The sequence below is a fragment of the Eoetvoesiella caeni genome (assembly GCF_003315175.1).
GTDB classification, from domain to species: domain Bacteria; phylum Pseudomonadota; class Gammaproteobacteria; order Burkholderiales; family Burkholderiaceae_B; genus Eoetvoesia; species Eoetvoesia caeni.
In genome coordinates, this window is record NZ_QNRQ01000001.1 from 640,423 (window position 1) to 659,805 (window position 19,383).

Here is a 19,383-nt window from a genome sequence, read left to right on the forward strand (position 1 = left end):
CCGGCCGCATGCCCCGCAATACGCAATATCTTGCGAATCCATCAGGGTTTGAACGCCGGCCCGCGCATTAGTTCAATTCAACGACGTGCCCGTCCAGCCAGCCGCGCATGGCATCGACCGTATCGACCATGACAGTGGGCTGAGAGTCGAGCAAAGTGGATTTATCGTGGGCCCCGTACGAAACCGCCAGGCTGTCTATGCCCGCGTTGCGCGCCATCAAGACGTCGTGCGATGTGTCGCCCACCATAAGCACTTGTTCGGGCTGCAAATCCAGGCTTTGCATGATGTCGAGCAGCATGCCGGGATGCGGCTTGCCGAAAGATTCGTCCGCACAGCGTGTAATGTCGAAGTGGTGATGCCATTGCTGGGCCTGCAGCATGCGATCCAGCCCTGCCCGGCTTTTGCCGGTGGCCACGCCCAGCATCACCTTTTTCTGGCGCAGCCCGGAAACCAATTCCGGCACGCCTTCAAAAAAACGCAACTGGGTGTCCTGCTTATGAAAATGCTCTTTATAGCTTTCCAGGAACAAGGGGTATTGCTCGGCCGTCAGGTCGGGAACCAGCCGGTACAAGGCGATATCGAGGGACAATCCTATTACCCAACGCGCTTCACTGTCCGAAGGCACCGGAAAGCTCAGGTCCCGGCACGCCCCCTGAATGGAAGATGCAATCGAATGCGTCGAGTCCATAAGCGTTCCATCCCAGTCGAACACTACCGCGCTATAACGTTTCACGCCTTTTTCTCCAGATAGTCGATGATTTTCTCGCAAGCGGCGGGCAGCGGCGCATGCAGGCTAAGCGGTTCGCCCGTCAGCGGATGGGCAATTTCCAGATGCCCCGCATGCAGGAACATGCGGTTGAACCCGAGCCTGGCAAAATGGGCGCGCACTTCGTCGGCGCCGTATTTTTCGTCGCCCACGATAGGATAGCCGCTGGATGCCAGGTGCACCCGTATCTGGTGCGTGCGCCCCGTACGCAGCTCGGCTTCCAGCAAAGTGTAGCGTCCATAGCGCTTTTTCATGGTAACAATGGTGTGCGCCACCTTACCCGCCGCGTCTACTTTGACCCGCCGTTCGCCGGAGGCGGTCAGCCACTTCAGCAAAGGCTGGCGCAAATGCTGCCGGTCGTTAACCCAGTCGCCCACCACCAGCGCCAGATAACGCTTGCTGCCGCGGCTTTCACGCAGCATATCGTGCAGAGCCAACAGGGCCGAACGCTTCTTGGCCACCATCAGCAACCCTGAAGTTTCGCGGTCCAGCCTGTGCGCAAGCTCCAGGAAAGGAGCATCGGGCCGGGCGGCGCGCAATTGCTCGATAACCCCGAAAGACACCCCGCTGCCGCCATGGACGGCCGTACCGGCGGGCTTGTCGATGACCAGCAGAGCATCGTCCTCATACACCACCGGGAAGACCGCCGGCGGAACCGTCCGGGGCTCGCCCACAGCGGGAAGGCGCAAGGGAGGCACCCGCACGGTATCGCCTTCGGCCAGCCGGTAGTCGGCCGAGATCCGGCCTTTATTGACCCGGACTTCGCCGCTGCGTATGGCTTTGTACAAGTGGCTTTTGGGCACGCCCTTGCAGTGCCGAACAAGAAAATTGTCGAGACGCTGCCCAGCTTGCTCGGTATCAATTTGTAATAGACGGACCGACGGAATTTGTGTTGGAGTAGTTATTGGTTTGCGCATATAGAAAAGCAGCATATAATCACGTCAGCCTATGAAAGCTGAAACCTACCTGACGTAGAGATGCAATGGATGCGTCTCCGTTGGGCACATGGAATTATTGTACCGCCTGAGTTTCAGCTTTCGGGCCATGAGGTCGCCGGGGCGATGCCGGTCTTTGCAACAGTGGTGTGGCACACCGTGCCCGCTGTTCAGATCTATTGCCAACCGCGTGCGACGCTAAATGCTCTTGCAAGATAAAGTCATAGTTTAATGCACCAGCCGCGCAACCCAAACCGCGTCTGCCGTTCCCAGCAATTTTTTTCGTCAACCACTATCGTGCTTCTGACCTTCCTGCTGAATGAATCGCGTGCCCACTGGCACGCTGTGCCCACCTGACAACCCAGGGCGGGCACAGCCGACGTTTCGTCAGCCTACCCGTCCTTTCCTGCAAGCCCTAGCGTTACACACCGAGTGGTCCGAGGTCGTGCGCCGATAAACGGCGCGCCACATTACGGAGAGTCTCACTCATGAAACGCATGTTGTTTAATGCAACGCACCAAGAAGAACTACGCGTTGCCATTGTCGACGGTCAAAAGCTAATTGACCTGGACATCGAAACCGCCGGCCGCGAACAGCGCAAAGGCAATATCTATAAAGGCGTCATTACCCGCATAGAACCCGGCCTGGAAGCATGTTTCGTCAGCTACGGCGAAGAACGCCACGGTTTTCTGCCCTTCAAGGAAGTTGCGCGCTCCTATTTCAAGGAAGGCGTGGACGTACGCGCCGCGCGCATTCAAGACGCCCTGACCGAAGGCCAGGAACTTATCGTCCAGGTTGAAAAAGAAGAACGCGGCAACAAGGGCGCGGCCCTGACCACGTTCGTCTCGCTGGCCGGGCGCTATTTGGTCCTGATGCCGAACAATCCCCGCGGGGGTGGCGTGTCGCGCCGCGTCGAAGGCGAAGACCGCCAGGAATTGCGCGAAGCCATGGAGCAATTGAACACTCCGGCAGGCATGAGCATTATTGCCCGTACCGCCGGCATCGGACGCAGCGTCGAAGAACTGCAGTGGGACCTGTCCTACCTTATGCAGCTCTGGACTGCCATCGATTCGGCCGCACGCGACAATGCGGCGCCGGTACTCATCTACCTTGAGTCCAGCCTGGTCATCCGCGCCATCCGCGACTATTTTTCGCCCGAAATCGGCGAAATCCTCATTGATACCGACGAAATAGCCGAACAGGCCATCGCTTTCATGAGCGTGGTCATGCCGGACAACGTCCAGCGCGTCAAAGTCTACCGCGACGACGTCCCCCTGTTCTCCCGTTTCCAGATCGAACACCAGATCGAAACCGCCTATTCGCGCACCGTACAGTTGCCCTCGGGCGGTTCGGTGGTCATCGACCACACCGAAGCGCTGGTTGCCGTCGACGTCAACTCGGCCCGCTCCACCCGCGGCGCCGACATCGAAGAAACGGCCCTGCGCACCAACCTTGAAGCCGCCGACGAAGTGGCCCGCCAATTGCGCTTGCGCGACCTGGGCGGCCTGATCGTCATCGACTTCATCGACATGGAAGACAACAAGAACCAGCGCTCCGTCGAACAACGCCTGCGCGATGCGCTGCACTTCGACCGCGCGCGCGTCCAGATGGGCAAGATTTCGCGCTTCGGCCTTATGGAACTGTCGCGCCAGCGCCTGCGCCCAGCCTTGAACGAAGGCTCGCACATCACTTGCCCGCGTTGCAACGGCACCGGCGTCATCCGTGACGCTGAGTCCAGCGCCCTGCATGTGCTGCGCCTGCTGCAAGAAGAAGCCATGAAAGAAAACACGGCCGCCCTGCATGCGCAGGTGCCCGTCGATGTAGCCACCTTCCTGCTCAACGAAAAACGCAACGACATTACCAAGATCGAGTCGCGCCTCAAGGTCAACCTGGTGCTTATTCCCAACAAGAACCTGGAAACGCCCCATCACCACATCGAGCGCCTGCGCCACGACGACCCGCGCCTGGAAGAAAGCAAGACCAGCTTCGACCTGGTGCAAAGTCCCGATACCGAAGTCATCTGGACACCCAACAAGGACCACGAGGCCAAGGCCCGGCCGGAAGCCCTGGTCAAGGGCATCACGCCTTCCCAGCCGGCTCCAATGTCGGCACCGGCACCAGCCGCGCCTGTCATCACCTCGGGCGGCCCAGGACTGTTCCAGCGCTTGATCAACTGGCTTACGGGCTCAGGCAGCACCGAAGCCAAGCCTGAAGCAAAAGCCGACAAGGCGGAAAAGCCGCAGCAGCACGCCAACCGCAACCGTAATTCCCGCAATGGCGAAAAACGCGAACGCGGCCACCAGGGCGATCGCAACCGCAACCGCCGCAACGAACGCCGCGACGGCCAGGAAGGCGGCACCGAAGAAGCCCGTAGCGCCAGCCAGCCGGGCGGACGCGGCCAGCGGCGCAACCAGCCCGCGCAAATCACAGCCAATGCCGAACAGCCCACGACCGAACAGGTCGAAGCCGCCGACGCAAACGGCCCGGCCCGCAGCGGGCGCAATCGCCGCGGACGCGGACGCAACCGTCGCGACGAGCATGTTGCAGGCGATGCCGCGGCACTTGAAAGCAATGCATCCGAGCTGGCCGAGATCCAGGCCGAAGAGCATCCCGCTCAAAGCCAACGGACCGACGACGCGGACACCGCCGAAACAGTCATCGAGAACGATATCGCCACAGAAAACGGCGAGCAGCTCGATCCGGAACGCAAGCGCCGCCGTCGCCGCAGCCGCCGCGGTCGTCGCACGGGCGACTCCAGCAGCGAGACCTTGCAGGAAAGCACTGCGGAAAACGCCGAGCGCGACGATGAGCAGCCAGCCTATGTTGCGCACGAGACGCCAGTCTTCAACCCAGGCGCCCTGCCCGCCGTGGCTACCGTCATGGGTGCTTCGGTGGACAAGACAAATCGCGACACGGCCGCCGAAACCGCTGAAGCCGAGCTAAGCCCGACCGAAGCGGCAACCCCGTCGGTACCCACCCAGGCTATAGCTTCAGCGGAACCAGAAGCTGCACCGCAGGCCGAAGAAGCCGCCGCTCCGGCATCGACACCGGCCGTTGCCAGCCCCGCAACGCAGGCAGAGGCTCCAGCCGAGGCCCCGGCGACCGCACCTGTACAGCAGCCCCTGGCTTACGACGAACCCGTCGCCGAAACGCCTGTGCCCGCCGTACTGGCTCCTGCCCCCGAGGAAGCTGCGGCCTCTTCGACGAGCAGCGCGGCCGTGCCCAGCGCCCAAGAGCCTGCCCAGGCCCAGGAAGAGCTTGCTGAGGCTTCGGCCGATACAGCTGCAGCTGCTGCCGTTCCGACAAGCCAGTCCTTGCAAAGCGCAATCGACGCTTCGGGCCTGCAACTGGTCGAAACGCGCGCACATGCCGCCCCGGCAACGCCAGCCGCACCGCCAGTGCGCCTGGGCCGCGCACGCAAGCAGACGGGCCATGCGGCAGCTGCCGCCGAACCGCTGCAACAGGTCGAAACCGGCCACAACTAAACGGATTATGGGCCGCTACATTCGGCGGCCCTTACCCGAGGCAAAAAGAGCTCCGGCAGATTAAATCGCTGCCGGAGCTTTTTTACTGCGCGTCTCGCTGCCCCCCAAGAGGGCGCTTTTTATCTTGGGGCGGCCCGGCGATAAAAATGGCCCCCACGCTTCACCGCTGCGCGTCTCGCTGCCCCCCAAGGGGGCGCTTTTTATCTTGGGGCGGCCCGGCGATAAAAATGGCCCCCACGCTTCACCGCTGCGCGTCTCGCTGCCCCCCAAGGGGGCGCTTTTTATCTTGGGGCGGCCCGGCGATAAAAAATACCTCGCCGTTTACATTTCGGCGAGGCATTTTTTTACCGGCGGTGTCCATCCAACCTGATGGCCGGGAATGGACCGCTTAACCGGCCTTGGCGACGGCGTCGGCCGGCTGGTGCGTCATCAAAGCCATCAAATGCGCGAGCTCCGCGCGCATTTCGCGCCGGTCCACGACCATATCGATGGCACCCTTCTGCAGCAGGAATTCCGAACGCTGGAAGCCTTCCGGCAATTTTTCACGCACGGTCTGCTCAATGACCCGCGGTCCCGCGAATCCGATAAGCGCCTTGGGCTCGGCGATGACCACGTCGCCCATGAATGCAAAGCTGGCGGAAACCCCGCCCATGGTTGGATCAGTCAACACGCTGATAAAAGGCAAGCCGGCCGCCGACAACCGGGTCAACATGGCATTGGTTTTAGCCATTTGCATCAAGGACAGCAGGCTCTCTTGCATGCGCGCACCGCCCGACGCCGCAACACAAATAAAAGGCGTACGGTTCTTGATGGCTTCTTGAACCCCGCGCGCGAAGCGTTCGCCCACGACCGAACCCATGGACCCGCCCATGAACTCGAATTCGAAGCAAGCCAGCACCACAGGCACGGTCAGAATGCTGCCGGCCATGACCACCATGGCGTCGGTTTCGCCGGTTTGCTTGGTGGCTTCGCTGACCCGTTCGGGATAGCGCCGGGAGTCCTTGAACTTGAGCGGATCCATCGGACGTGTATTTTGGCCGATTTCGACTCTGCCTTCGGTGTCGAGCAGGGCATCGATGCGTGCCCTGGAACCGATGCGCATATGATGGCTGCAATTAGGACAGACATTCAAAGTGGCCGCCAAGTCGTCCTTGTATAAAACTGTTTCGCAGCTTGGGCATTTGACCCACAGGCCTTCGGGCACACGGCGGGCGGTCGCGTCGCTGCTGCGATTGATTCGCGGCGGAATGATTTTATCGATCCAACTCATTGTGGCGTATCCCTAATAATATGTATTGAGCCGCAGGTTCAGCGACTGGCGGCACTTTCATCCAACGCCTGGCGGATACCGCCAAGCCAGGTTGACGCCGCCTTGATGGCGGCGGCGTCGGTATCGCCCCCATTAGCCTGGGCAACCGCGTTTTCCATGGTTTCAATCAGTTTGCTGCCGATGACAACCGCATCCGACACGGCCGAAAGACGTTTTGCGGCCTCGGCATCGCGTATTCCGAAACCCACACCCACCGGCACCGATACGTGGCGGCGGATTTGCGCCAGCTTTTCTTCGACAGAGGCGACATCCAGGCTTCCAGAGCCCGTTACGCCCTTAAGCGACACATAATAAACGTAACCACGCGCAATCTGCCCAACTTTGCGGATGCGCTCTTCGACCGACGTCGGGGCAAGCAGGAAAATCGGAGCAATATGCGCCGCATCCAGCATGGTGGCAAACTCAGTCATTTCTTCAGGTGGGTAGTCCACCACCAGCACGCCGTCCACGCCTGCCGCGCTGGCTTTCCGGACAAAGGCTTCCTGGCCCATGCGTTCGACAGGATTGGCATATCCCATAAGAACCACGGGCGTGTAATCGTTGTCGACTCGAAAACGAGCCACCATGTCCAGAACCTGGGTCAAGCCCACGCCGCGCTCGATGGCTCGTTGGCCCGCACGCTGGATGACCGGGCCGTCGGCCATGGGGTCGGAAAACGGCACGCCCAGCTCGATGACGTCGGCGCCCGCTTGGACCAGCGCGTGCATGAGCTTGGGAGTAGCCTGTATGGAGGGGTCTCCCGCCGTAACATAGGGAATAAGGGCAGTGCGCGGCGCGGCTGCCGCAAAAGCCGCGGCAAGCCGTGTGTTGGAATTCGTGTTAACCATGGTTCTCGCGCTTACAGAGTGATGCCGCTGAACTCGGCAACCGTGTGCATGTCTTTATCGCCCCGGCCCGACAAATTGACCAAAATGATCTTGTCCTTGGGCAAGGTAGGTGCCAGGCGCACCGCGTGCGCTATCGCATGCGATGATTCCAGGGCCGGCATGATGCCTTCGGTGCGGCAGCACGCATGAAAAGCGGCCAAGGCTTCCTGGTCGGTAACGCCGACGTATTCGGCCCGTCCGCTTTCTTTAAGCCAGGCGTGCTCGGGACCCACGCCGGGGTAGTCCAGGCCGGCCGAAATGGAATGAGTTTCCTGGATCTGGCCGTTCTCGTCCTGCATGACGTAGGTGCGGTTGCCGTGCAGCACGCCAACCACGCCGGCATTCAGCGACGCCGCGTGGCGTCCGGTATCCAGCCCTTCGCCGGCCGCTTCGACGCCCACCAGCTTGACATCGGCATGGTCGATATAAGGATGGAAAATGCCCATGGCATTCGAGCCGCCCCCAACCGAAGCCACAACGTAATCCGGCTGGCGGCCGGCATCTACCGGCATCTGTTCGATGCATTCGGTCCCGATGATGGCTTGAAAGTCCCGTACCATCTGCGGGTATGGGTGCGGGCCGGCCACGGTGCCAATAATGTAGAAAGTGTTTTCGACGTTGGTGACCCAGTCGCGCATGGCTTCATTGAGCGCATCTTTGAGCGTGCGCGATCCGGAATCGACCGGCACCACGGTAGTGCCCAGCAGCTTCATGCGATAGACGTTGGAAGCCTGGCGGCGCACGTCTTCGCTGCCCATGTAGACTATGCATTCCAGTCCATAACGGGCCGCCACGGTGGCGGTGGCTACGCCATGCTGGCCAGCACCGGTTTCGGCAATGATGCGCGGTTTGCCCATGCGCCGGGCCAACAATATCTGGCCTATGCAGTTATTGATCTTGTGTGCGCCGGTGTGGTTGAGATCTTCGCGCTTGAACCAGATCTGCGCCCCGCCCAGCTGCTCGGACCAGCGCCGGGCATGGTATACAGGGCTCGGGCGCCCAACGAAATGCTTCAGTTCGTAGGCGTATTCGTTCAGGAATTCGGGGTCGCGGCGATACTTTTCGTAGGCATCGCGCAATTCGTCCAGCGCGTGCACAAGCGTCTCGGCTACGAACGAACCGCCAAACCGACCGAAGTGCCCATGGTCATCGGGCAAACTGTAAGCTTTCAATGAATTACTCTCTGGTTACGCAAGAATAGTGCCCACAATGGCCATAAAGTTTGCGGGTAATTCAGCATTTTACCAGCGCTCGGCCCCATACGCTGGGCTGACCACGCAATACCGCCACCGCCGCGCGAAGATGCGGCCCCAAGAGCAAAGCCGGCGCCTGGCGCGCGGTCAATGCCGGCTGGCGGTCACGCCGCTCAACTCATTGAGCGCCGCCAAGGCCCGGCCGATCTGTTCGCCGTCTTTGACTTCGATGGTAAATATCATATGGGCCAGCGAGCGCCTGCTTTGCGTATTGACGCTGACGACGTTCAACCGCAGCCGTCCGAAGACGTCGGAGACGTCGCGCAGCAAGTCGCCGCGCTCTTGCGCGTGAATGCTGATGTCCACAGGGTAGACGGCTTCGCCAGTATCGCCCCAGGCGACCTCGATAATGCGTTCAGGCTGCTTCAGACGCAACGCGGCGTAGGCGGGACAATCATCGCGGTGAATGGAGACGCCGCGGCCACGGGTCACAAAACCGGCAATCCGGTCCGGCGGCGCAGGGCGGCAGCATCGCGCCAACTGCGTCAGCAAGGAATCCACGCCCACCACCAGCACGCCGCTTTTTCCGGTTCTGGCCGCGTTGGCCTGGCCGCTGGAATACTGCACTTTGTCGTCGTGCTGGGCCGGCGCTTCGCCCTCTTTAAGCAAATAGTCTATCTGGCGCAGGCTGAACTCTTCTTTCGCCACCGCCACGTATAGATCGTCGGCGCGCGCAAACCCCAGGTTCTGGGCCAACTGCTCCAGGTTGATCGCGGTCTTGCCCAGGCGCTGCAATTCTTTCTCGACCAGGGCCTGGCCCTGCGAAATGCGCTCTTGCAGCTCGACCGCATTGAACCAGGCGCGCACCTTGCTGCGCGACCGCGGGCTGGCCAGATAGCCCAATTGCACATTCAGCCAATCGCGCGAAGGCCCGCCCGACTTGGCCGCTATGATTTCCACCGTCTGGCCTGTTTTAAGCCGGGTCAGCAAAGGCACCATCTGGCCGTCCACGCGGGCACCGCGGCAGCGATGGCCCAGATCCGTATGCAGGTAATAGGCAAAGTCCACCGGCGTGGCTCCGGCGGGCAGCTCGATGACGCGCGCCTGCGGCGTCATGACGTAAATACGCTCGTCTTCACGTGTCTCGGCCGCCGCCTCTTCGTATTCGGCCATGGCTTGGCCCGAGGGTTGCACGCCGTCTTTTTCCCAGGCCAGCAACTGGCGCATCCAGGAGATTTTCTTGTCGTAAAGGCTGGCGGCGCTTTGGGTTCCGCCTTTGGCACCCGCTTCTTTATAGCGCCAGTGCGCCGCCATCCCGAACTCGGCGAACTGGTGCATTTCGTGGGTGCGTATCTGAACCTCGAAGCTGCGGCCCTGTGCATCGCTTACCACCGTGTGCAAAGAGCGGTAGCCATTGGGCTTGGGACGCGAAATATAGTCGTCGAACTCGTTCGAAACCGGAGTCCACAGCGAATGCACCAGTGCCAGCGCCGCGTAGCAGGCGCGTTCGTCGTCGACGATCACGCGCAGCGCCCGCAAGTCGTACAACTTGCTGAAATCAAGATCCTTGTTGCGCATCTTGTTCCAGATGCTGTAGATATGCTTGGGCCGGCCCGACACCTCGGCGGCAATGCGGTTCTGGGCAAGCGCCGCCTGCAATTGTTCGACCACCTGCGTGATGAAGGCCTCGCGCTCTGTCCGTTTTTCTTCAAGCTGGCGCGCAATGGCCTTATAGGTGTCCGGCTCCAGAAACCGGAAACTGAGGTCTTCCATTTCCCATTTCAGTTGCCAGATGCCCAGGCGGTTGGCCAGGGGCGTATAGAGCTCCATGGTCTCGCGGGCAAACGGCACCGGGCACGGTAGCTTGGAGCGAGCGTACCAGCGCAGCGATTGCAAGCGCGATGCCAGGCGCAGCAGCACAATGCGAAGGTCGGCGGCCATGGCCAGCAGCATTTTGCGCTGCATCTCTTTCTGGCCGCCCCCGGCCACCGCTGTGTCGCTGGACCGGCCCGCCATATTGCTAAGCCGCAACAACGATCGCGTGCCCTGTACCAGCGCGACGACTTCGGCGCTGAAGGCCTTTTGCAATGAGTTGCTCTTGTTCGGCGCCGCATTGCCATCGGGCATCGGGGTAATGGTAAGCAAGGCGCTGGCGCGCGTAGGCGCATCCGAGCCCAGCCCCGCCAAAATAAGCACGACGCCCGCGCCATGCTCGGCCAAGGGCTCGCCGGTGCTGGCCAGTAGCCCTTGCAACGGCTCGCGCGCCCATTCGACCGCCCGGGCCAGCAAGGCCCTGCCTTCAGGCTCCAGATCGGCGCAAGCATGCGCGAACCAAGCCTCGTCGAAAGGTGGGCTGTCGGCATCGGAGCGAACAATCGTAGACATAAGGACACCGCGCATCTTTGATCCCGGGCGCGGGCCCGGGAAACTTATTAAACCGCCGCCGTGACGACGATTTCCACTTTATAGCCAGGATTGGCCAGGCGCGCTTCAACGGTGGCGCGCGCCGGCGGCTGGCCCGCGGGCACCCAGGCATCCCAGGCCAGGTTCATTTCGGCGAACTCGGACATGTTGGCCAGAAATATCTGGGTCATCAAGATGCGGCTTTTATCGGAGCCGACGCTGGCCAGCAAGCGGTCGATAGCCGCCAGCACCTGCTTGGTCTGGCCTTCGGCGTCCAGCCCCGCGTCTTCGGGAACCTGGCCTGCCAAATATGCCACGCCGTTATGCACGACCACTTCCGATAACCGCTTACCTACGCTGAGCCGTTTGATATCGCTCATGTTTTCTCCATGATATTCAATGATGCCCGCCGCCCCGACAACGGGAGGCGCGTGCGCTGTTTGACTAGTTGAGATTTCGAATTGACCGAACGGCGCACTATGCCGATGGCAACTGGAATACCTGGCGCAAATACGCCAGATAGGCAGGATCATCGCACATTGTTTTCTCGGGCGCATCCGACACCTTGGCAACGGGCTGGCCATTGCATCGGACCATCTTCATGACGATCTGCAAGGGCTCGTGTCCCAGGTCGTTGGTCAGGTTGGTGCCGATGCCGAACGACACTTTGCAGCGGCCGGCAAAATGCTTGGCCAGTTCGATGGCCCGCGGAATGGTCAGTCCGTCGGAAAACACCAAGGTCTTGGTACGCGGGTCGGCCCGGTTGGCGGCGTAATGCGCCAGCAAGCGCTCGCCCCATATGAAGGGATCGCCCGAATCGTGGCGCGCGCCGTCGAACAACTTGCAGAAATACATATCGAAGTCGCGCAAGAACGCGTCCATGCCGTATACGTCGGACAGGGCAATCCCCAGGTCTCCGCGATATTCCTTGGCCCATTTTTCCAGGGCAAAAACTTGCGAGTCGCGCAAGCGCGGCCCCAGCGCCTGGCATGCCTGCAGATATTCGTGCCCCATGGTGCCCAGCGGGGTGACATTGTGCTTCATGGCCAGCTTGACATTGCTGGTGCCCGCAAAATGAACGCCCATTTGAGCCTTCATGGTTGTGACGACTTCTTCGTGCCATTGCTTGGAGAAGCGGCGGCGGGTGCCGTACTCGGCCACTCGAAAGTCGGCCAGGGCCGGATCGTCCACGACCAGCTGCATCTTGTTCTGCAAACGCAAGCGCCCTTCTTCCCAGCCCGGGTCTTTGCATTCGTTGCGGAAATACACCTCGTTGACGATGGCAAGCACCGGGATTTCAAAGAGAATGGTATGCAGCCACGGGCCTACGACCGAAATGTTGATTTCGCCCGGCAACGCGCCTTCGGATACCGTGATGCATTTTTCAGGCAGGTGGAAAAGACCCAGAAAGTCGACAAAGTCGCTTTTGATGAAGCGCATGCTGCGCAGGTAATCAAGCTCTTCTTCGGTGAACTTCAGTTGGCAAAGACTGTGGATTTCCCGGCGGATTTCGTCAAGATAGGCGCTGACATTGATATTGGGCGTACGGCATTTGTAGCGGTATTCGACTTGCGCAGCGGGAAAATGATGCAGCACTACCTGCATCATGCTGAACTTATACAAATCGGTGTCGAGAAGCGAAGTTATGATCATCGGAAAAGTACGGCTTTGCATGGATGAAGGGACACTGGAACAACCATAGCATAACGGCTTACCCGGCCACGAACACGGCAAAGACCTGGCATGCGATCAGGTCTATCGGGAATGAACTGTGTTTATTGAGTAAAATTGTTTTGCAAAAACGATTGCAAGCACAAAATAGCGGCAATAGGCCACAAGCACAGTAGCTATTGTAATGTTTAATGCCGGCGTCAAAGCCCCCGTCAACATAGCGGCGGGGCCGCGATTCCAGCGCTATTGAACATTCCAATATTTAGTGTTGGAGTTCCACAATGACCCACGTTGTAACCGAAAACTGCATCAAGTGTAAATTTACCGACTGCGTCGATGTCTGTCCCGTCGACTGCTTTCGCGAAGGCCCCAATTTCCTGGTCATCGACCCGGACGAATGCATCGACTGCGCCGTGTGCGTGCCCGAATGCCCTGCCAACGCCATCTTCGCCGAAGAAGACGTGCCACAGGACCAGGTCGGATTCATGGCTCTTAACGCCGAACTCTCGCAAGTGTTCGGCATGATCAACCGTACGAAGAAATCGCTGCCGGATGCCGACGAATGGAATGGCGTTGAAGGCAAGCTCAAGCACCTAGAACGTTGATGCCGGGCAGCAAGTACACCCGCCAAAACGTCTTGAGCGTCAAGCACTGGGTAGCGGACAAACTGATTTCGCTCACCACGACACGCGACCCTGAATTTCAGTTTACGCCCGGGCAATTTGCCCGTCTAGGCCTGCCGCAAAGCACTGAAGGCGTGCAGCCTGATATCTGGCGGGCCTATTCCATGGTGAACGGCCCGGCCAGCGAAACGCTGGAGTTCTACTCGATCGTCGTACCTGAAGGCGAATTCAGCCCACGGCTGGCGCAATTGCAGCCGGGTGGACACCTGTACGTGGACAAGACAGCTTTCGGCTTTCTGACCCTGGACCGCTTCGACGCCGGCGGCACTCTCTGGCTGATAGCAACGGGCACGGGACTGTCGGCCTATATGTCGATGCTTTACGACGAACGGGTCTGGCGGGACTACCGGCGTATTATCCTGGTGCATGGCGTACGCAACACCGACGAGCTGGCCTATCGCGACCAGCTTCTGGAATGGGAACAAGCCGGCGAAGCCCAGTCCGTGGACAGCCCTCGCGCCCGTCTTAGCTACCACCCAATCCCCACCCAGCAAAACCTGCCCGGCACGCCGCGAGCGAGGCTGACCGCCTTGCTGGCGGACGGCGGGCTCGAACGACATGTTGGTTGTGCCCTTGATCCCGCCACTTCGAAGGTCATGCTTTGCGGCAATCCGGACATGCTGACCGACGCCCGCAAACTGTTGTCGGAGCGCAACTTCGCTGTGGGCCGCCGCGGAAATTCTGGTAACCTTGCCTTAGAGAACTACTGGTAAATACCCTCGAAAACCACGTTACGGTACTGGCTATTTGTAAGAAATTATGCTTAGCTAATAACTGATCAGTACATTCAGTACACTCAGAGAACACTCATCGAGTCCTTGAGGTACTTCCAAGAATGCCGCCGAGTACCAACGTAAGGCAAATGAACTTATATGCTGTATGACCTCCACGAGCTCCAACGTGCCTTCTTGACACCGATGGCCGCTTTTACCGACACAGGGTCCCAGCTATTTTCGCATCCCTATAGCCCGCTGGCTTATACGCCCATGTCCCGCCAACTTGCCGCCACCTGCGAGTTCGCCCACCGGCTGGGAAAAGATTACGAAAAGCCGCAATGGGGCTTGAACAACACGCTGGTCGACGGCAAGGATATTGCTGTCGCCGAACGCACCATACTGGCCAAGCCTTTCTGTAATCTGGTGCGATTCGAACGGGCCTTACCCAAGTCGCATAAGCCCGACCCGACCGTGCTGCTGGTTGCACCGCTTTCAGGCCATCACGCCACCTTGCTGCGCGATACCGTCAAAGCCCTGCTGCCCGCCCACGATGTAGTGGTCACCGACTGGATCGACGCCCGGATGGTGCCGAATTCCTGTGGCGCCTTCCACCTGAACGACTACGTCAAGTACGTCAAAGAATTCATACGGCTGCTGGGCCCCGAGGTCCATGTCATATCGGTATGCCAGCCAACGGTTCCGGTTCTGGCGGCCATCTCGCTCATGGCGGCCGAAAACGACCCATGCATGCCACGCAGCATGACCATGATGGGCGGGCCCATCGATACCCGCGTGTCTCCCACCAACGTCAACCGGCTGGCCACCACCAAGCCGTATTCGTGGTTCGAAGACAACCTCATCCATAAGGTGCCGGTACGCTATCCGGGCGAAGGCCGGCGCGTCTATCCCGGCTTCCTGCAACATGCCGGGTTCATGGCCATGAACCCGGACCGCCACGTCCGCTCGTACTACGACTTTTACCTGGACCTGCTTCAAGGCGACGAAGGTGACGCGCAGACGCACCGCCGTTTCTACGACGAATACAATGCCGTCATGGACATGCCTGCCGAGTTCTACCTGGACACCATCAAAACGGTTTTTCAGGAGCACCAGCTTCCCCGCGGCCTTTGGGTTGTGGACGGAAAAAAAGTGGACCCTTCCGCCATTACCGGCGTGGCGCTATTCACCATAGAAGGCGAACTCGACGATATTTCCGGCCAAGGGCAAACCCGGGCCGCACATGACCTGTGCAGCAATATTCCCGCCAAGCGCAAAGAGCACTACACGGCTCCGAACTGCGGCCACTACGGTATATTTTCGGGCAGCCGCTGGCGCTCGACGATATGCCCTAAAATAGCCGAGTTCATACGCCGCTCGGCATAGTCCCGCGCCACTTGCGCCACATTGCCGGGGCCTTGCGGCCCCGCTTTCATTTTCTATGTCCACCACCCTGACCGATCGCATCAATGCCCTGCTGCCGCAAACGCAATGCACCAAATGCGGCTATGACGGCTGCCGTCCTTATGCGCACGCCATTGCCACCAGCGGCGAAGCCATCAACCGCTGCCCGCCCGGCGGCCAGGACGGCATACAGGCGCTGGCCGAACTGCTGGGCCGCCCCGCTCTTGAGCTTGATCTTGAATGCGGCAAGCACAAGCCTTTGCAACGTGCCGTTATCGACGAAGCGCACTGCATAGGATGCACTTTATGCATACAAGCCTGTCCGGTCGACGCCATTGTCGGCGCCAATAAATTCATGCACACCGTTCTGGCGGACCAATGCACAGGCTGCGACCTGTGCGTAGACCCTTGCCCTGTCGACTGCATCAGCATGATCCCTGCAGGGCATGCATGGTCCGTACAGCTGGCCTCCAGCGCAAAGCTTCGATACGAACAACGCCAGCATCGCCTTAACGCCACGCACCCCGAAACCCTGGCGGCCGCGGCTCGCACCCTGGCCAACAAGGCCGCCGTATCCTCCATGGCTTCGGATGCGGCCCTCAAGCAAAAGACCATAAGCGACGCCGTTGCCCGCGCCCGCGCGCGCCGCCATAATGCAGCAACATGAACAACACCATACGCCACGAGATTTTCGAGCGCCTGAAAGCCGCGAACCCCGCCCCCACAACGGAACTGCACTACGAAAGCACATTCCAGCTTTTGATCGCCGTGCTGTTGTCGGCGCAGGCCACCGACAAATCGGTCAATATCGCCACTGCCCGCTTCTTTCCCCAGCACGGCACGCCACAAGGCCTGGTCGACCTTGGCCTTGACGCGCTCACCGAATACATCAAGACCATCGGACTGTACAAGACCAAGGCCAAAAACGTCATCAAGACTTGTGAAATCCTGCTTGCCTGCCACAACGGCGAAGTGCCCGACGATCGCGCTGCGCTCGAAGCCCTGCCCGGCGTCGGACGCAAAACCGCCAATGTAGTGCTCAACACGGCCTTCGGCCACCCGACCATTGCTGTCGACACCCATATATTCCGGGTCTCCAACCGCACAGGGCTGGCACGCGGCAAGAACGTCGTCGAAGTCGAACGCAAGCTGGAAAAGGTAGTGCCGGCGCAGTTTCGCCATGACGCTCACCATTGGCTGATACTTCACGGCCGCTATATATGCGTAGCCCGCACCCCCAAATGCCCCCAGTGCGGCATTGCGGATCTATGCGAATACAAGGATAAGACTCTACCCCGCTGACGCGGCTTGCTACTCCTAAAAAAAGTTACACGTGTACATGCAATGTAACGCTTGTGGAGGTGTTTTGGTGTGCGGGCGAATATTCAGCAAACTCAATGTTCATGCGGCTTTGGGGTTTTCCATAGACCTATGACAAACCCGCATGTTCTTTTAAAAAAGAAAATCTCATACTGCCTCTTGAGCCTCGACCCCGGTTCACCGACAGAACTGCATAACGTCAAACCGGCACCGGGTTCGAGACCCCGAATTTCGCACTTGCGTCGTCGTCAACGGCGGGGGCGCGCATAATAAAAGAGGCGTTTGCATGTCAAACCTCGCGCTTGAAGTGGCCGATTTACAAGCCTGGCATGGCGCAGTACAAGTATTGCATGGCATAAATTTCAATGCCGCCCAAGGCGAAATCATCACCCTGCTGGGGCGCGAAGGCTCGGGCCGCAACTCAACCTTGCGGGCACTATTGGGCGTCGCCGAAAAACGCAGCGGTTCCGTGCGCATCCATGCAACCGAATCCATCCACCTTTCCCCTGAAAAGATCTCGCATCTGGGCATCAGCTACTGCCCCGAACAGCGCGGCATTTTTTCCGGCCTCACGTGCGAAGAAAACCTGCTTCTTCCGCCTTCTACCGAAGAAACCCTGGGCGGGGGCATGTCCCTGGCGGAAATCTACGAACTTTTTCCCAGTCTTGAAGAACGCCGCCACTTGCCCGGCACCCGGCTTTCGGGCGGAGAGCAGCAATTGCTGGCCGTCGCGCGAATTTTGCGCACAGGCGCCAACATCCTGCTGCTGAATGAAATCGCCCAAGGCCTGGCCCCCATTATTGTGCAATCGCTGGCCGGCATCCTGGCGGCCCTCAAAGAAAAAGGCTACACGGTCATCCTGGCGGAACACAACTCGCAATTCTCGGCGCCATTGGCCGACCGCTACTACATCATCGAGCAAGGCCGCATCATCGAACAATTCCAAGCGGCCGACCTGCCGTCAAAGCAGGATGTATTGCATTCGCTGCTGGGCGCCTAGTCCCGTTCGCGTTAACCTATGACAAACCCGCATAGGCTTTTAAAGGGGAAGATTCCATAATCGAAGCAAGTCTTGAACATGGGCTCGAACTTAGGCATGCACCAATACATCCTGGAAACCAAGCATCTGATCAAAGACTTCAATGGCTTCGTTGCTGTAAACGATGTCAGCCTGCAGGTAAAAAAAGGCAGCATCCATTCCTTGATCGGCCCCAATGGCGCGGGCAAAACCACCTGCTTCAATCTGCTCACCAAGTTTGTTGCGCCTACGTCCGGCCGTATTCTCTTCCAGGGCACCGACATCACGCACGAAAAGCCCTCGCAGGTGGCCCACCGGGGCATGACGCGCTCGTTCCAGATTTCGGCGGTCTTTCCACAACTTACCGTGCTCGAGAACGTTCGCATAGGCCTGCAGCGCGCCACCGGTCTGTCGTTTCACTTTTGGCGCAGCGACAAAACCCTTGACGCACTCAATCCAAAAGCCATAAGCCTGCTCGACCAAGTCGGCCTGGCCGACTTCGCGCAAGAATACACGGCCAGCCTGCCTTACGGCCGCAAGCGCGCACTCGAAATAGCCACGACCCTGGCCATGGACCCATTGATGATGCTGCTGGACGAGCCAACTCAAGGCATGGGCCACGAAGATGTCGAGCGCATAACCGCGCTTATCAAGAAAGTCAGCGCGGGGCGCACCGTCCTTATGGTGGAACACAATATGAATGTCGTTGCGTCCATTGCCGACACAATCACGGTACTGGCGCGCGGCACCATACTGGCCGAAGGCACTTACGCCGAGGTGTCGCGCAACGAGGCCGTCATGCAGGCCTACATGGGCACAGCCGCCGGCACAACCGAAAAGGCGCAGCAGTGACGAAACTGGCTCTGGAAGTCGCCAATTTACAGGCCTGGTACGGCGAATCCCATGTCTTGCACGGCGTGAACTTCAACGTTGCCCAGGGTGAAGTCGTCACGCTATTGGGACGCAACGGATCCGGCCGCACGACGACGCTGCGCGCGCTGCTTGGCCTTACCGACACGCGCACCGGTTCGGTCCGCGTTCAAGGCACCGAAGCCATCGCCCTGCCCACCTACAAAATCGCCAATCTGGGTATCGGCTACTGCCCCGAAGAGCGCGGCATATTCTCGGGCCTGAGCTGCGAAGAAAACCTATTGCTTCCGCCCGCCATGAACGGCGCCCCGGGCAGCGGCATGTCGTTGGCCGAAATCTACGACATGTTCCCCAATCTTGAAGAGCGCCGCAATTCGCCCGGAACACGCCTCTCGGGGGGAGAGCAGCAAATGCTGGCGGTGGCGCGCATCTTGCGCACCGGCGCCAACCTTTTGCTGCTGGACGAGATTTCCGAAGGGCTTGCACCCGTTATCGTGCAAGCCCTGTCCCGCATGATCAGCACGCTCAAAGAAAAAGGCTACACCATCGTCATGGTCGAGCAGAACTTTCATTTTGCCGCCCCGCTGGCCAACCGCTTTTATATTATGGAACACGGGGTAATAATCGAACAGTTCGAATCAGCCGAACTGCCGGCCAAGCAAGAGTTGCTGAATACGCTTTTAGGGGTTTAACAACAATTCCGACGCCGGAGCATTTTCGGCGCCC

The 19,383-nt window shown here is 59.6% G+C and carries 17 protein-coding genes; 9 read left to right on the forward strand and 8 right to left on the reverse strand.

All coding sequences use genetic code 11. The annotated features are described in order from the left end of the window. Positions 1-67 precede the first annotated feature (67 nt). Together DFR37_RS02965 and DFR37_RS02970 are read right to left on the reverse strand one after the other, a co-directional pair. Entirely contained in the window at positions 68-733 is a 666-nt protein-coding gene (locus tag DFR37_RS02965) for an HAD-IA family hydrolase (protein WP_113931737.1), read from the reverse strand. Further along, on the reverse strand, positions 730-1,698 hold the full coding sequence (locus tag DFR37_RS02970) for an RluA family pseudouridine synthase (RefSeq protein ID WP_113931738.1): 969 nt from the start codon (positions 1,696-1,698) through the stop codon (positions 730-732). The genes DFR37_RS02965 and DFR37_RS02970 overlap by 4 nt, the downstream gene beginning before the upstream one ends. A 491-nt stretch (positions 1,699-2,189) precedes the next feature. On the opposite strand from DFR37_RS02970, the gene DFR37_RS02975 reads away from it, so the two are divergent. After that, positions 2,190-5,186, forward strand: coding sequence for a ribonuclease E/G (locus DFR37_RS02975; RefSeq protein WP_113931739.1), 2,997 nt, complete (start codon positions 2,190-2,192; stop codon positions 5,184-5,186). Positions 5,187-5,574: 388 nt separating this feature from the next. Here DFR37_RS02975 and accD read toward each other — a convergent pair whose 3' ends face one another. The 6 genes from accD to pncB form a co-directional block, all read right to left on the reverse strand. Then, positions 5,575-6,456, reverse strand: coding sequence for an acetyl-CoA carboxylase, carboxyltransferase subunit beta (gene accD, locus DFR37_RS02985; protein ID WP_113931741.1), 882 nt, complete (start codon positions 6,454-6,456; stop codon positions 5,575-5,577). A gap of 38 nt (positions 6,457-6,494) precedes the next feature. Then, the gene (gene trpA / locus DFR37_RS02990; RefSeq protein ID WP_113931742.1) at positions 6,495-7,343 is read right to left on the reverse strand and encodes a tryptophan synthase subunit alpha; all 849 of its coding nucleotides are present in this window, start codon (positions 7,341-7,343) and stop codon (positions 6,495-6,497) included. Between the two features lie 11 nt (positions 7,344-7,354). After that, positions 7,355-8,554 (reverse strand): tryptophan synthase subunit beta, encoded by a 1,200-nt coding sequence (gene trpB, locus DFR37_RS02995; RefSeq protein WP_113931743.1) that lies wholly within the window; start codon positions 8,552-8,554, stop codon positions 7,355-7,357. 168 nt (positions 8,555-8,722) lie between these two features. Then, entirely contained in the window at positions 8,723-10,960 is a 2,238-nt protein-coding gene (locus DFR37_RS03000) for a RelA/SpoT family protein (protein WP_113931881.1), read from the reverse strand. Between the two features lie 47 nt (positions 10,961-11,007). Then, entirely contained in the window at positions 11,008-11,358 is a 351-nt protein-coding gene (locus DFR37_RS03005; RefSeq protein WP_113931744.1) for a RidA family protein, read from the reverse strand. A gap of 97 nt (positions 11,359-11,455) precedes the next feature. Next, positions 11,456-12,631, reverse strand: coding sequence for a nicotinate phosphoribosyltransferase (pncB, locus tag DFR37_RS03010; RefSeq protein WP_113931882.1), 1,176 nt, complete (start codon positions 12,629-12,631; stop codon positions 11,456-11,458). A gap of 299 nt (positions 12,632-12,930) precedes the next feature. Here pncB and fdxA point away from each other — a divergent pair, with 299 nt between their 5' ends. The 8 genes from fdxA to DFR37_RS03050 all read left to right on the forward strand — a co-directional run bounded on the left by fdxA (position 12,931) and on the right by DFR37_RS03050 (position 19,349). Next, positions 12,931-13,254 carry a ferredoxin FdxA gene (fdxA, locus tag DFR37_RS03015; RefSeq protein WP_113931745.1) on the forward strand — a complete coding sequence of 108 codons (324 nt, stop codon included), beginning with the start codon at positions 12,931-12,933 and terminating at the stop codon, positions 13,252-13,254. Beyond that, positions 13,254-14,045, forward strand: coding sequence for a ferredoxin--NADP reductase (locus DFR37_RS03020; protein ID WP_113931746.1), 792 nt, complete (start codon positions 13,254-13,256; stop codon positions 14,043-14,045). The genes fdxA and DFR37_RS03020 overlap by 1 nt, the downstream gene beginning before the upstream one ends. A 159-nt stretch (positions 14,046-14,204) precedes the next feature. Next, positions 14,205-15,431 carry a polyhydroxyalkanoate depolymerase gene (locus DFR37_RS03025; protein WP_113931747.1) on the forward strand — a complete coding sequence of 409 codons (1,227 nt, stop codon included), beginning with the start codon at positions 14,205-14,207 and terminating at the stop codon, positions 15,429-15,431. A 55-nt stretch (positions 15,432-15,486) separates the two neighbouring features. Next, positions 15,487-16,116, forward strand: coding sequence for an electron transport complex subunit RsxB (gene rsxB, locus DFR37_RS03030; RefSeq protein ID WP_113931748.1), 630 nt, complete (start codon positions 15,487-15,489; stop codon positions 16,114-16,116). Then, positions 16,113-16,751 carry an endonuclease III gene (nth, locus tag DFR37_RS03035; RefSeq protein ID WP_113931749.1) on the forward strand — a complete coding sequence of 213 codons (639 nt, stop codon included), beginning with the start codon at positions 16,113-16,115 and terminating at the stop codon, positions 16,749-16,751. The genes rsxB and nth overlap by 4 nt, the downstream gene beginning before the upstream one ends. A gap of 304 nt (positions 16,752-17,055) precedes the next feature. After that, entirely contained in the window at positions 17,056-17,769 is a 714-nt protein-coding gene (locus tag DFR37_RS03040) for an ABC transporter ATP-binding protein (RefSeq protein ID WP_113931750.1), read from the forward strand. Positions 17,770-17,865: 96 nt separating this feature from the next. Continuing rightward, positions 17,866-18,639 carry an ABC transporter ATP-binding protein gene (locus DFR37_RS03045; RefSeq protein ID WP_113931883.1) on the forward strand — a complete coding sequence of 258 codons (774 nt, stop codon included), beginning with the start codon at positions 17,866-17,868 and terminating at the stop codon, positions 18,637-18,639. Beyond that, complete coding sequence (locus tag DFR37_RS03050) at positions 18,636-19,349, forward strand: ABC transporter ATP-binding protein (protein WP_113931751.1); 714 nt, start codon at positions 18,636-18,638, stop codon at positions 19,347-19,349. Before DFR37_RS03045 ends, DFR37_RS03050 begins: the two co-directional genes overlap by 4 nt. The last annotated feature ends 34 nt before the right edge of the window (positions 19,350-19,383 follow it).